A 13,168-nucleotide genomic window follows, 5' to 3' on the forward strand; every position below is an offset into this window, starting at 1 on the left:
CATGAACGAAAGACGAGAAGAAAGGGTGGGAGAGGATGAGTAAGAAACTACGTGTGGCTGTATTGTTCGGCGGTAAATCCGGGGAGCATGAGGTCTCCTTGGCGTCCGCAGCTTCTGTGCTGAAAGCGCTGGATCGTGAGAAATTCGACATCATTCCCATCGGGATTACGCAGGAAGGATTATTCCGGCTTGGCGTGGATGCGTTGCCGATGCTGGAGGGGAAAGCGGAACAAGAAGAGATCAATCGCCTGCAGCGGTCTTTGCCCGCCGTCGTTTCCGGAACGCACCGATTGCCCGCATTCCGCAAAGAGGAATTCGATGTCGTCTTTCCAGTGTTGCATGGAACGTATGGGGAAGATGGGACCATTCAAGGATTTTTGGAAATTGCCAATATCCCGTATGTCGGTGCGGGGGTGCTGGCGTCTAGCGTGGGAATGGACAAAGCCGTTTCCAAAAAGGTGTTTGCGGAGGCAGGCTTGCCACAAGCAAAGTATGTCTCCATCTTGAAAGCGGACTTCAAGCGTGAGCGAGAAGCGGTGCTTTCCCGCATCGAAACGGAATTGGGCTATCCCTGCTTTGTCAAGCCGGCCAACTTGGGCTCCAGTGTGGGCATCTCGAAAGCCAAAGATCGTCAAGAATTGATTAAGTCGCTAGAATTGGCGGCAGCATATGATCGGAAAATCGTGGTGGAAGAATTCATTCCCGCTCATGAAGTGGAAGTCGCGGTCCTGGGGAATGATGAGCCGGAAGCTTCCGTACCGGGGGAAATCGTGTCTTCCAATGAATTTTATGATTATAAAGCGAAATATATCGATGGCAAATCGGTGATGCGCATTCCCGCCGAACTGCCGCAGGAAACGGCGGAACAACTGCGGAAAATGGCGATCCGGGCATTCAAAGCGATTGACGGCAGCGGTCTGGCCCGGGTGGATTTCTTCATCCGCAAAGACACGGGCGCCATCTTGCTGAATGAAATCAACACCATGCCTGGATTTACCCAGTACAGCATGTATGCGAAACTGTGGGAGCATTCCGGCGTATCTTACTCCGAATTGGTGACCAAGCTGATCGAATTGGCGCTGGAACGTTATGAAGAAAAAGCGCAGCTTCGTACCGATTTTGCTGTTGAATAGAAGTGGAACCTCCTTTCAGATGAAAGGAGGTTTTTGTTTTGGGTGAATGTGAAAGATATAATTATTAAAAATAAGTTGATATAATAAATAAATATACTAGAGAATCATTCATTGAGAACAAAAAAGAGGGGAAAACCATGATCAAGTTAAGCGTGTTAGACCAATCACCCATTCCTGAAGGCAAATCGGCGGTGGAAGCTTTGGCGGATACCACCCGACTGGCCCAGGAAGCCGAGAAGTTGGGCTATCGCCGTTTCTGGGTTTCAGAACATCATTTCACCAGATCTTTAGCCGGTTCGAGCCCAGAAGTTCTCATAAGTCATCTGGGTGCAAAAACGGAAACAATCAGGGTGGGTTCCGGAGGCGTCATGCTTCCTCATTACAGCCCTTATAAAGTGGCGGAGAACTTCAAAGTCCTTGAAGCGTTATACCCGAATCGGATCGACCTTGGCTTGGGGCGGGCGCCGGGAGGCATGCCGCTGGCCACAAGAGCACTTCAGGAAGGGAAGCGGGTGAACGTTGATCAATATGCACAGCAGTTGGATGATTTGATCACATATATCTATGATCTTGGCGAGAAACATGAACGGTTTCCCGGCATTGTAGCCACCCCGACGATTGAGACGGCGCCCGAGATGTGGATGCTCGGTTCCAGTGGCGGAAGTGCGCTCTTGGCCGCAGAGCGGGGAGTGGGTTATGCGTTTGCCCAATTTATCAATGGGGAAGGTGGGGCTGATGTTGTCAAGTTCTACAGGGAGCACTTCCAACCTTCCTTATGCAACCAAAAACCGCAAACGATGCTGGCGATTTTCGCCATTTGCGGAGAAACGGAGGAAGAGGCCGAGCGATTGGCGTCCAGTCTGGACCTAGCATTGCTCTTGATCGAAAAAGGAGAGAGTGGACATGGGATTCCTTCGGTTGAGACGGCCTTGAATTACCGTTACTCCCCATTTGACCGATACCGCATTCAAGAAAATCGAAAGCGGATGATTGTGGGAAGCAAAGAACAGGTCCGTGAGCAAATACTGGCATTGGGGCTGGAATATGAGACGGATGAAATCATGATTGTTTCCCTGATTCATGATTTTGAAGCAAAATTGCGCTCCTATCGCTTGTTGGCAGAAGCATTTGGATTGGGTAACGGCCCGAGCTAAACGAGCAGAACATGCAGCGAATTCCATTTTTCAAATGACTTTATCCGCACTCTCCTTGACCCTCGACCACAGAGAAACGAACCCACTACGAGTGGGATAAGCGCCGCTCGTATGTTCGATTATAACGAATTTGGTTACTCTTACCATCTCAAAGGGGATGCAGAGCAATGCCGTCTTTCATTCCACGATTAAAACCGTGGACTTTCTATCAGCATTTAGTAAAACCGGGCCCCTCGCTAGAAGGCGCCCGGTTCGTCTTGGTCGGTTAAGATTAGCGGACCGTCTTTGGTGATGGCGACGGTATGTTCATACTGGGCGGAGAGACTGCCGTCCACGGTTTTGGCTGTCCAGCCGTCCGCTTCAATGGTGACGAGGTGACTGCCCAACGTCAGCATGGGCTCAATGGTGATGACCATGCCTTCTTTCAATAACGGCCCCTGGTTGGGCGGCCCGTAGTGGGGCACTTCCGGTTCTTCATGTATGCGTCGCCCGATGCCATGGCCGATAAAAGGGCGAACCACCCCGCATCCTTGTGATTCGGCATAGGTTTGGATCGCATGCGAGATGTCTCCGATCCGATTACCCACTTGCGCTTGGGCGATGCCGCGGTATAGGGCTTCTTTGGTTACGGTTAACAAAGTCTGCGCCGATTGGCTGATCGTGCCAACGGGGTAACTCCAAGCGGAATCGGCCAACCAGCCGTTGTAATTCACCACCATGTCGATCGTGACGATGTCGCCTTCCCGTAACGGGGTTTGGCGGGGAAAACCATGACACACTTCGCTATTGATCGAAGCGCAAGTGGCATAAGGGTAACCTAAATACCCTTTTTGTTCAGGAGTGGCTCCATGTTGCTCCAAAAAGGTTTCTACCCATTGATCGATCTCCCATGTGGAGACGCCGGGGCGAATGCGTTTGCGCAGTTCGAGGTGGCAGGCAGCCAAGATTTTGCCCGCTGCCCGCATGTGAAGAATCTCTTCCATGGTTTTGGTCATTGGCATGGCTCCCTGTGTTATTTTTTGGACAGGAATATCAGACCTAAAAGCACGATAAAGGCAGGCCAGAAATTATGCAAAACGGTGGTGATGGGGGAAACGATGGGAAGCTCCGTGACGCCGGGATAGGCGACGATCCCTGTTAATACCAATATGCTGCCCACCGTCCCACTCATGCTATGTTTGGTGATGATGTATTGCAATAATATTGAAAGACCGACAAAAACGAGCAAAATGCTCCAATGATTAGGCCAGCCTTCCACGTATTTGATGCCCCAGACGGAAAGTCCGAGAAATGCGATAATGCCTGCCCATAAGGCAAGGGATCCAATTCGTTTCAGAAAAGCGACAAACAGCAAAATCGCTCCGATCATAAACATGATAAAAGGCCATGAGATAAAGGATTCAAGTGGGGCTAACTCAAATTTGGTCAGCATCAACAGGGCCCCACCCAGGATCAGGACAAATCCGATCAGCTTTGATTGCATGAAAAGCTTCTCTCCTTGAAGATAAGTAGATTTTTCCTTTTCCATCTTATCACAATTTGGCGACGAGTCTGGATAGAAAATTGCATGGGGGCAGGATTTTGTCATTCCTGCCCGCGGCCAAGGAGTGATTTGAACATGCGTTTTTTGGGCGCATTGCCCTTTTTCCGGAGGTCCCAGCGGTGGCAAAAGCGAATGGGCATGCGAGTTTGATGCCCATTTCCTTCACTGTCGTCCAAAAGATCGCGGTAGAGATGGATGATGGTGAACACGGGAGTCAACCGCGGTGCCGATGGCGCAATAACGTGGCTTCCAACCAGGCGATCAGTTGGTACATCAACGTGGCAATGATGGCGACGACCACCAGGCTCAACATGACCAGGTTGAGATTAAACACTTGAAACCCATAGATGATTAAATAGCCGAGCCCGGCTTTGGACACAAGAAATTCTCCCACGATCACCCCGACCCAGGCCAAGCCCACATTCACTTTTAAAGCGGCGATCATATCAGGAATACTGGCAGGAAAGATAATCGTGCGGAAAATTTGGGCGCGGGTTGCGCCAAAGGAACGGGCCAGCAACAGGCAACTCTCATCCACGCTTTGAAAACTGGTGTAAATAACCAGCGTGGTGATGATGATGGTGATGGCGATGGCCATGGCCAAGATGGAAGAGAAATTGGCTCCCAACGTCACGATAAACAAGGGACCCAACGCCACTTTGGGCATGCTGTTCAAAACGACGAGGTAGGGGTCGAGCACACGCGACAAAAAGGGGGAAGCCCAAATGCAAGTCGCCAAGCCGATTCCGCCTGCGGTGCCCAAGATAAATCCGGCAATCGTTTCCCATGCGGTCATGCCGATATGATGAAACAAATCACCCGCTTGCGCCAATTGCGCAGCTTGCTTCCAGATGAGCGATGGGCTGCTGAAAAGAAAAGAATCGATCCATCCGGCGCGGGTCGCTCCTTCCCACATCCCGACAAACGCGATGAAGATGATGGCGCGAATGACCCAAATCCACATTTGCCGAATCCGCAGCCGACGCAGATAAAGAGCATGTTGGGGACTGGTTGCCCCACGTTCAAGCCAGGCTTTCATCGCGCATTCACCTCCCGCCACAACTCGTCGAACAAGGAACGAAAGGCTGGATGGGCTCTTGCTTCAAGCGGGGGAAGTGCGCGAATGTCCGCGGGAACCGACAGGGTGTGCAAGATTTGCCCCGGTTGGCCGCCGATGACGAGAATGCGGTCCCCGATCGCGATCGCTTCTTCCAGATCGTGGGTTACCAAGATGGCAGTTTTTTGCTGTTCTTTCAATACGTCCATCAACAGTTGTTCCAAGTGGATTTTGTTTTGAATATCGAGCGCGGAGAAGGGTTCATCCAACAGCAGGATTTCGGGACGCACCGCCAGGGTACGGACGAGGGCAACGCGTTGCCGCATTCCGCCGGACAGTTGGTGGGGATAGTGATGGGTCACATGGGACAGCCCCATTTCGTCAAGGAGTCGGTGAGTTTGCGCGATGGCATCGGCAGTGGCCTGATGACGCAATTCCAAACCGAGAATCATGTTTTGTGCGACGGTCCGCCATTCCAATAATCCGTCTTTTTGCAGCATATAGGAGGTATATGGAGAGGGGCCTGTTACTCGGTTGCCGAATAGCTTGATTTCTCCGGCGGCGGGAGTGAGAAGTCCCGCGATGAGGGAGAGAATGGTGCTTTTGCCGCACCCGCTCGGCCCGACCAAGACGACAAATTCCCCCGGTTGAACGGTGAGGGAGAGCTTGCTGATGGCTGTCACTTCTTCTGTTTTGGTGAAGTAGGTATGCGTGAGGTCCTCAATCTGTACCGCATAGGGAGAAGTCATGTCTTATTCCCCCTTTACCACTGGAACGGCAAATTCTGTGTTGACCAACTGGCGGTAAGGGATGGGTTTGGGAAGTTCCCCCGCTTCCTTCATGATCTGCAGCAAGTGGTTGTACTCTTGTTCTTCAATGAGCGGAGTCGAGGCAAAGGATTGTTGGTCTTGATAACGCTGGATGACGCGGACCAGGATCTCCTTGCCGGTGTCGGGGAAATGGCTTTGGATTGCGGCGGCGACTTCCTCGGCGGGATGAGTGGCGACCCATTGTTGTCCTTTATAGAGGGCGCGGGTGAACCGCTTGGCCAAATCGGGGTGCTGTTTCATCCATTGCTCCTTGGCGAGATAACAGGTATAGGGAAGGTGTCCGCTGTCTTTGCCAAAAGAAGCGACGATATATCCTCTGCCTTCTTGTTCAATCTTGGAGGCGACGGGTTCAAACAACTGGGCGAAATCACCCGTTCCAGCCACAAAGGCATTGCCAAGGTTTTTAAAATCCACGTTTTGGATGATGTTCACATCTTGATGGGGGGTTAAGCCATTGACGCGCTGCACATATTCGCTCACCATCTCGGGCATGCCTCCGCGCCGTTGGCCGAGCAGTTTTTTTCCTCTCAACATGCTCCATTTGAAATCCGGTATGGGTTGTCGCGAAACGAGAAAGGTCCCATCGGTCTGGGTGAGTTGGGCAAAGGCGACGACCGACTGATTGGTGGAACGAGCGGTCACATAGATGGCAGCTTCAGCACCCACCAGCACGATATCGGAATCGCCGGAGAGAAGGGTTGTCATCGTCTTGTCGCCGCCGTTTCCATTCGTCAATTCGATGTCGAGACCTTCTTGCTTGAAGAAACCCTTGCTCATCGCCACATATTGTGGGGCATAAAAGAGGGAGTGCGTCACTTCGACAAGTCGGATTTGATTGGTGGAGGAAGAAGAGGAGGAACAGGCGGCGAGCAGACAAGCGAAACAAAGCATCAACAGCTGAGGGCGAAACTGTCTGATCTTCTTCGTCATCAAACGCCACCCCTTTTTTTCAATGGATTAATTTTATTTTGACATTTTAAGGGCGGTTTGACAAGGAAATCTCAGTCCGACCACATCACCGATGAATGGCCCACTCTCCTGTCGGTTTTAACTGAAAATGAAATAAACCAGCTGAAAAGCTGGTTGTTCAAGATGGGGAAGATTCAAGCCGGCGAAGGCTGAATTGTTGCGAAAACTCATTTTGATCGCCATTGAAAACATTGATGTCAACGTAAGTGTCAATGCCATTGACCCTGCCGCGATTGCTGTATTGCCAGAAAAGCCAATCCCGATCCTGGAGGGTGGGAAACTTCTTGATGTCCCGTATCCAAATGGGATACTGTGGGAAGGCATGTTTGACATACTGGTTGTATGTATCATAAGTCACGTAAAGGATCGGTTTTTTGCCATAGTGCTGTTCCAGCTGCTGTGCGAGGGCCAGCAATTCTTGACGCACTTTCCGTTGATCGTGGTTTAAGTGGATTTCCACGTCGATGACGGGAGGAAGGCTGTCAGCTTGCTTCGGAACCGTGCGGATAAAATGGGCGGCTTGCTGTTTGCCCGTGCTGCCCATGGAGAAAAAATGGTAAGCGCCCACGAGAAATCCTTGTTCCTTGGCCTGTTGCCAATTTTTTCCGAAACGTTGATCAATAAAATCCCGCCCCTCCGTCGCTTTGATGAAAACAAACCGAAAGTCATCGTCTTTTACCTTTTCCCAATCAATGTCACCTTGATGGTGGGAAACATCCAAGCCTTTCACTTCATAAGGCAGGGCGAAAAGACCGTTGTGCCAGATGAATCCGTAATATTCAAGCGCAACCAGGATGATCGCGAGAACAGAGCCGATGAGAAGATAACGTGAAGTAGGTCGCATGGGTATGTTCCTCTTTCTTTGCAAGTGATTGATTGCTCCTTTTATTGTAATAGCCAGTCCCATTGGATCAAGCAAGGGATGGCAAAGGGATTTGGATAAAAATTGACATTCACGAAACGGGGAAGGCCCCGCCCTTCAAAATCTGTTCACAGCCCAGAACTTGGGATTGAAAAAGGTTGTGCTATAATGTAATTTGATTGAGAATGACTTTTCGGCCAGCTTAGCCTGAGATGTGGCTAAACTGAAGTTCGGGGTGACGAGAATGCATACGCTAGTGATTGGTTTAAACCATAAAACGGCTCCAGTTGAGATAAGAGAACAGTTAGCGTTTCAGGAAGACCGGCTTCAGATAGCGCTAAAGAGTTTACGAGACATGAAGAGTGTACTTGAATGTGTGATTGTCAGCACCTGTAACCGCATGGAATTATATGTGGTGGCTGACCAACTGCATACAGGCGAGTATTATGCAAAATCTTTTTTGGAAAGCTGGTTCCGGTTACCGAGAGAAGAATTTGCTGAACACCTTTATGTGAAAGCGAATCAAGAAGCCGTACGCCATCTGCTTCATGTTGTGTGCGGAATGGACTCGCTCGTCCTTGGCGAAACGCAAATTCTGGGGCAAGTGAAGCAAGCGTTCCTGACGGCCCAGCAAACGGGAACGACAGGTACGCTGTTCAACGCCTTGTTTAAGCAAGCGATTACGTTTGGCAAACGTGTCCACTCAGAGACGGAAATTGGACAAAATGCCGTTTCTGTCAGTTATGCGGCGGTTGAATTGGGAAAGAAGATGTTTGATGCCTTTGCGGGCAAAACAATCCTATTGATCGGCGCGGGCAAGATGAGTGAGCTCACAGCCAAGCATTTTTATGCGACAGGGGTCAACCAGGTGTTGGTGATCAACCGCACACTTTCCAAGGCAGAGGAGTTGGCGGATAAGTTCCATGGGGAAGCGCGGTCGTGGGATCAGTTAATCCCCTCCTTGTTAGAGGCGGATATTGTCGTGAGTTCAACGGGGGCCAAGGAGCCGATTTTGACCAAGGCCATGGTGCAGCCGGTTCTGCATAAACGCAGATCCCCTTTATTCCTGATCGATATTGCGGTTCCGCGCGATATTGACCCGGAGATTCATGAATTGGATCAAGTTTTTCTGTATGACATTGATGATCTGAACGGGATCGTCGATGCCAATATGGCGATCAGGGAACAAGAAGCGGCCAAGGTCGGCCTTTGGATAGAAGAAGAACTGCGGCAGTTTAACGAATGGCTGGAGACGTTGGGGGTTGTCCCGCTCATCACGGCATTGCGCGAAAAAGCGCTGGCCATCCAAGAAGATGCGATGCTTCGGATTGAGCGCAAATTGCCGGAGTTGACTGAACAGGAAAAGCGCGTGATCCGCAAGCATACCAAAAGCATTGTCAATCAATTGATGCGCGATCCCATTGTGCGGGTCAAGGAGTTGGCGACCACATCACAAAAAGAATTGGCGCAAGAGATGTTTATCGCGTTGTTTGCATTGGAAAAACAGTTGAATGCGGAGCAAGAGCAAGAAGAGCCTGAGTCAATTGAGCTACCTAACCCAGCAGCGCTAGCCAGCGGAAACGCTTAAAGGAGGAGCCGCCTTTGTTCCGAGAGCGTTGGATCGTCGATTTTATGGTGTACGTCTATGCGGTTAGCCTGGTGTTTTCGTTTGCGGACCTTTTGCGTCCCAACAAGCAGGTGGAACGGATGTCCCTCCTGTTGCTGTCAGGGGTGTGGGTATTGCAGACCATCGTATTAGTCGTACAGCGATTGGCGCTGTTCCCGATTTCCGCTAGCTTTGATGCGTTATCCATCTATAGCTGGGTGCTGATCAGCTTCACCTTGGTCATGCATTTCGTTTATCGGATGGCGATTCTTTTCTTTATCGCCAATTCCTTAAGTTTTATCATGTTGGCTTTGCATCTCTTTTTTGTGAGGTCTTCTTCCCCCGTCATCGAGAAGCTGTTGTTGTCGGAGTTGGTTTTTCTGCATGTGACGCTGGCGATGATGGCTTATGCCGCTTTCTCTTTGGCCAGCATCGGTTCCAGTTTGTACTTGGTCAACAACTATCTGCTCAAACAAAAAAAGTGGAATCATTTATTGCGGCGGCTTCCCAGTCTGGATCGTTTGGAAGGCTTATCCGCTTGGTTGGTGGTGGCGGGAACCAGTTTGCTGTTAACCGCAATGACACTGGGGGCGATTTACGCCTATCAGACGATCGGCCACCAGTTTTGGGCAGACGCCAAGGTGTGGGGATCGCTCTGGGTGCTTCTTCTCTACGGCTTTATCCTGTGGAAGTGGGCAAGACGGCAGTGGTATGGACGCCAATTGGCCTGGTGGACGTCTTTGTCGCTATTGGCCATTTTAAGCAATTATATTATTACTCGCTCCGGCTTTTCTTTCCATCACTGGATTTAGGTCATGCGAAAAGGGGTTTCTAATCAGGATGAAACAATATTATCCCATGATGGTGGACATCGAAGGCATGCGCTGTCTTGTGGTGGGTGGAGGGCCTGTGGCCGAAAGGAAAGTGCGAAGCTTGATCGAGGCGGGGGCTCATGTTATTGTGGTGAGTCCCAAGGCGACCCCCCTCTTAACGTCATGGACGGAACAGGAACTTATCGAATGGCGTCGCCGCCCCTATCAGCCGGAAGACCACGAGGGTTGCCGCCTGGTCTTCGCCGCGACGGATCAAAAAACTGTCAATGCGCGAATCCATCAAGAGGCGAACGCGCGAGGCCAGTGGGTAAATGTCGTCGATCAACCGGAGCTTTGCAACTTTATGGTGCCGGCCACCGTGAAGCGCGGAAAGTTGCACATCGCGATTTCCACCAGCGGGGCAAGCCCTTCCGTCGCCCAAAACATTCGCCGCCAATTGGAAGCGACGGTTGGCGAGGAGTATGAGCTGTACTTGGATTTGCTTCAAGAGATGCGTGGGATCATCCAACAAAACGTGACGGTTCCCAAAGAACGGCAGCGATTGATGAAAGAGTTGGTCACTGACCATTGGTTGGAAGAATGCCGAATGAATCCGGCACAAGTGCGGAGCAAGATGCGTAAGTGGTTGGAACAAGCCTTGTCCGCGCAAACCTAGAATGGAGGTTGGACGCGTGCGCACGTTAACGGTAGGAACGAGGAAAAGCTTGCTTGCTTTAACTCAGACCAACTGGGTGATTGAGCAATTGAAAAAAGTACGTCCCGATCTGACCGTCCAATTGGAAAAAATTGTGACCAAAGGGGACAAGATTCTCAACGTTACTTTATCCAAAGTGGGCGGCAAAGGGTTATTTGTCAAAGAGATTGAACAAGCATTGTTGGATGGGCGGATTGATTTGGCTGTTCACAGCATGAAAGACCTGCCGGGTGAGATGCCGACAGGGCTGACGATCGGATCGATTCCGGTGAGAGAAAACCCATGTGACAGCCTGTTGTCAAGGGATGGCCGTACGTTGGCCCAATTGCCGGCAGGAGCGGTGGTGGGCACGAGCAGTTTGCGCCGCCAAGCGCAGATATTGGCTTACCGCCCTGATTTAGAGGTGAAACCTGTACGCGGGAATCTGGATACGCGCATCAACAAGATGAAAGAAGGGCACTTTGACGCGATTCTGTTAGCCCAAGCCGGACTGGCCCGAATGGGATGGCAGGAAGAAGCAACCGAAATCTTATCGACGGACATCATGTTGCCGGCGGTGGGTCAAGGGGCTTTGGCCATTCAGTGCCGTGAGGATGATCATGAGGTGCTGGCGCTGCTTTTGGAGATTCATCATGTGGAAACGGCGCGGGCGGTAAAAGCCGAACGGGCTTTTCTTCAGGCGTTTGAAGGAGGTTGCCATTTGCCGTTGGCCGCTTATGCGGAGGTGGTCGGTGAGGAGGTGCGTTTGACGGGATTGGTTGCGCATCCGGATGGAACCAAAGTGATTAAGGGGATTAAGCAAGGAAGAGATGAGAAGGTCATTGGTCAAGACTTGGCTGCGGAACTCAAAGAACAGGGAGCAGGACAACTGCTGCGCGAGGTGCGAGAGGGGTTAGTCGGATGACCGGTTTAGTATATCTGGTAGGGGCGGGGCCTGGGGACCCTGGTCTCATCACAGTCAAAGGCTTGGAAGCGATCAAAGAAGCTGATGTGATTATCTATGATCGTTTGGCGAATCCGCAGCTTCTGAGATACGCACGCCCGGAGGCGGAACTGATCTATGTGGGGAAGTTGCCGGATCGCCACACGCTCAAACAAGAAAAGATCAATGAACTGATTGTGGAAAAAGCGAAAGAAGGCAAAGTCGTCACCCGTTTAAAAGGTGGCGATCCTTTTATCTTCGGTCGTGGCGGGGAAGAGGCGGAACGCTGTGTGGAAGAGGACATCGCGTTTGAAGTGGTTCCGGGGATCACTTCTGCCATCGCTGTGCCCGCGTATGCGGGAATCCCGGTGACGCATCGCAATTTTAATACGTCTTTTACTGTCGTGACAGGACATGAGTGCCCTGAGAAAGTGAAATCCACTGTTCGTTGGGACAAAGTGACTTTGGCCTCCCAAACCATTGTGTTCCTGATGGGTGTGAGCAATTTGCCGTTTATTGTGAAGAGTTTGCTCGACCATGGCCGTTCCAAGGAGACGCCGATTGCCTTGATTCGCTGGGGCACCCGGGTGGAACAGCGCACGATTGTTGGGACGCTGGACAATATCGTGCAAAAAGTGGAAGAAGCCAATTTCCGTTCTCCGGCGGTAATCATCGTCGGGGAAGTGGTGAAAATGCGTAACCGTTTATCCTGGTTTGAGAAAAAGCCCTTGTTTGGCCAACGCATCCTGGTTACCCGAGCGCGCAGCCAAAGCAGTGCGCTGGTGGAAAAAATCCAGGCCTTGGGCGGCGAAGCGGTCGAGTTTCCCGTGATTCGCATCTCTCCGCCCAAACGGCAAGATCTGTTTGATGAAGCTGTCAAGCAACTGGGCAAATACGATTGGGTCATCTTCACCAGTGTCAATGGTGTGCATCATTTCTTTAAGCGATTGCGGGAGCTCTGCATCGATATCCGGCAAATGGGCAAGGCACGCATCGGAGCGATTGGGCCCAAGACGGCCGAAGCGTTGACTGACAAAGGATTGATGGTTGAAGCCTTGCCTGGTGAGTATAAGGCGGAAGCGTTGGTGGAGCACTTACGTCCATTGGTGAAACCAGGCGAAGAAGTCTTGTTGCCGCGCGCCAACATCGCACGTAAGGTGTTGCCTGTTGAACTGGAGCGGATGGGATGCAGCGTGACCGAAATAGACGCTTATGATACGGAAGTGGATGCGGAGAATGCCTCGGAAGTGGTCAAACTGTTGCAGGAAGGCGCCATTCATGTGATCACTTTCACAAGTTCTTCCACCGTGCGCAATTTTATGAAAGCGATGCGGGCGGCAACGGAGGATGTGACCCCGCTTTTGGCGCCGGTGAAAGTGGTATGCATCGGTCCCATCACCGCGCAAACGGCGCGGGAATTGGGGTTGCATGTGGATGCGACCGCTGACACGTATACCATCGACGGCCTGGTTGAGGCCATCCAACAGTTGTAAACCGTAAGCTATTTTTTTTGTGGCGGGAGGATGGGTTGGCATCCGGCCATTACCGCTGCTTTTTCACTCAAA

At 51.2% G+C, this 13,168-nt stretch carries 13 protein-coding genes; 7 read left to right on the forward strand and 6 right to left on the reverse strand.

Annotated elements, in window-relative coordinates; translation table 11 throughout:
* The first annotated feature begins 35 nt into the window (after nt 1–35).
* Nucleotides 36–1,133 carry a D-alanine--D-alanine ligase gene (locus ACFQNG_RS06530; RefSeq protein WP_379864088.1) on the forward strand — a complete coding sequence of 366 codons (1,098 nt, stop codon included), beginning with the start codon at nt 36–38 and terminating at the stop codon, nt 1,131–1,133.
* A gap of 137 nt (nt 1,134–1,270) precedes the next feature.
* A complete protein-coding gene (locus tag ACFQNG_RS06535) occupies nt 1,271–2,287 on the forward strand; it encodes an LLM class flavin-dependent oxidoreductase (protein ID WP_379864089.1) in 1,017 nt (338 codons plus the stop codon).
* Between the two features lie 236 nt (nt 2,288–2,523).
* On the opposite strand, the gene map is transcribed toward ACFQNG_RS06535, so the two are convergent.
* From map to ACFQNG_RS06565, 6 genes are all read right to left on the reverse strand, one after another.
* A complete protein-coding gene (map, locus tag ACFQNG_RS06540) occupies nt 2,524–3,288 on the reverse strand; it encodes a type I methionyl aminopeptidase (RefSeq protein WP_379864090.1) in 765 nt (254 codons plus the stop codon).
* Between the two features lie 11 nt (nt 3,289–3,299).
* A complete protein-coding gene (locus ACFQNG_RS06545) occupies nt 3,300–3,770 on the reverse strand; it encodes a hypothetical protein (RefSeq protein WP_379864091.1) in 471 nt (156 codons plus the stop codon).
* Nucleotides 3,771–4,044: 274 nt separating this feature from the next.
* Complete coding sequence (locus ACFQNG_RS06550; protein ID WP_379864092.1) at nt 4,045–4,869, reverse strand: ABC transporter permease; 825 nt, start codon at nt 4,867–4,869, stop codon at nt 4,045–4,047.
* Nucleotides 4,866–5,636 carry an ABC transporter ATP-binding protein gene (locus ACFQNG_RS06555; RefSeq protein ID WP_379864093.1) on the reverse strand — a complete coding sequence of 257 codons (771 nt, stop codon included), beginning with the start codon at nt 5,634–5,636 and terminating at the stop codon, nt 4,866–4,868. Before ACFQNG_RS06555 ends, ACFQNG_RS06550 begins: the two co-directional genes overlap by 4 nt.
* Nucleotides 5,637–5,639: 3 nt before the next feature.
* Nucleotides 5,640–6,647 (reverse strand): ABC transporter substrate-binding protein, encoded by a 1,008-nt coding sequence (locus tag ACFQNG_RS06560; protein ID WP_379864094.1) that lies wholly within the window; start codon nt 6,645–6,647, stop codon nt 5,640–5,642.
* Nucleotides 6,648–6,804: 157 nt separating this feature from the next.
* A complete protein-coding gene (locus tag ACFQNG_RS06565; RefSeq protein ID WP_379864095.1) occupies nt 6,805–7,530 on the reverse strand; it encodes a glycoside hydrolase family 25 protein in 726 nt (241 codons plus the stop codon).
* A gap of 262 nt (nt 7,531–7,792) precedes the next feature.
* On the opposite strand from ACFQNG_RS06565, the gene hemA reads away from it, so the two are divergent.
* The 5 genes from hemA to cobA are packed head-to-tail and all read left to right on the forward strand — an operon-like array spanning nt 7,793 to nt 13,096.
* On the forward strand, nt 7,793–9,136 hold the full coding sequence (gene hemA, locus ACFQNG_RS06570) for a glutamyl-tRNA reductase (protein ID WP_379864096.1): 1,344 nt from the start codon (nt 7,793–7,795) through the stop codon (nt 9,134–9,136).
* A 14-nt stretch (nt 9,137–9,150) separates the two neighbouring features.
* The gene (locus ACFQNG_RS06575) at nt 9,151–9,966 is read left to right on the forward strand and encodes a cytochrome C assembly family protein (protein ID WP_379864097.1); all 816 of its coding nucleotides are present in this window, start codon (nt 9,151–9,153) and stop codon (nt 9,964–9,966) included.
* A gap of 28 nt (nt 9,967–9,994) precedes the next feature.
* Nucleotides 9,995–10,642: a precorrin-2 dehydrogenase/sirohydrochlorin ferrochelatase family protein gene (locus tag ACFQNG_RS06580; RefSeq protein ID WP_379864098.1), complete on the forward strand. Its 648-nt coding sequence runs from the start codon at nt 9,995–9,997 to the stop codon at nt 10,640–10,642.
* 16 nt (nt 10,643–10,658) lie between these two features.
* Entirely contained in the window at nt 10,659–11,585 is a 927-nt protein-coding gene (hemC, locus tag ACFQNG_RS06585) for a hydroxymethylbilane synthase (RefSeq protein ID WP_379864099.1), read from the forward strand.
* Nucleotides 11,582–13,096, forward strand: a complete 1,515-nt coding sequence (gene cobA, locus ACFQNG_RS06590; RefSeq protein WP_379864100.1) for a uroporphyrinogen-III C-methyltransferase — start codon at nt 11,582–11,584, stop codon at nt 13,094–13,096. The genes hemC and cobA overlap by 4 nt, the downstream gene beginning before the upstream one ends.
* The last annotated feature ends 72 nt before the right edge of the window (nt 13,097–13,168 follow it).

Origin of the sequence: Laceyella putida, assembly GCF_042665195.1 — a bacterium.
Lineage (GTDB): Bacteria > Bacillota > Bacilli > Thermoactinomycetales > Thermoactinomycetaceae > Laceyella > Laceyella putida.

Bases quoted from the DNA above. Each gene is read 5' to 3' on its own strand.
- ACFQNG_RS06530 (WP_379864088.1), top strand. From the start codon at position 36: ATGAGTAAGAAACTACGTGTGGCTGTATTGTTCGGCGGTAAATCCGGG.
- ACFQNG_RS06535 (WP_379864089.1), top strand. From the start codon at position 1,271: ATGATCAAGTTAAGCGTGTTAGACCAATCACCCATTCCTGAAGGCAAA.
- map (WP_379864090.1), bottom strand. From the start codon at position 3,288: ATGCCAATGACCAAAACCATGGAAGAGATTCTTCACATGCGGGCAGCG.
- ACFQNG_RS06545 (WP_379864091.1), bottom strand. From the start codon at position 3,770: ATGCAATCAAAGCTGATCGGATTTGTCCTGATCCTGGGTGGGGCCCTG.
- ACFQNG_RS06550 (WP_379864092.1), bottom strand. From the start codon at position 4,869: ATGAAAGCCTGGCTTGAACGTGGGGCAACCAGTCCCCAACATGCTCTT.
- ACFQNG_RS06555 (WP_379864093.1), bottom strand. From the start codon at position 5,636: ATGACTTCTCCCTATGCGGTACAGATTGAGGACCTCACGCATACCTAC.
- ACFQNG_RS06560 (WP_379864094.1), bottom strand. From the start codon at position 6,647: ATGACGAAGAAGATCAGACAGTTTCGCCCTCAGCTGTTGATGCTTTGT.
- ACFQNG_RS06565 (WP_379864095.1), bottom strand. From the start codon at position 7,530: ATGCGACCTACTTCACGTTATCTTCTCATCGGCTCTGTTCTCGCGATC.
- hemA (WP_379864096.1), top strand. From the start codon at position 7,793: ATGCATACGCTAGTGATTGGTTTAAACCATAAAACGGCTCCAGTTGAG.
- ACFQNG_RS06580 (WP_379864098.1), top strand. From the start codon at position 9,995: ATGAAACAATATTATCCCATGATGGTGGACATCGAAGGCATGCGCTGT.
- cobA (WP_379864100.1), top strand. From the start codon at position 11,582: ATGACCGGTTTAGTATATCTGGTAGGGGCGGGGCCTGGGGACCCTGGT.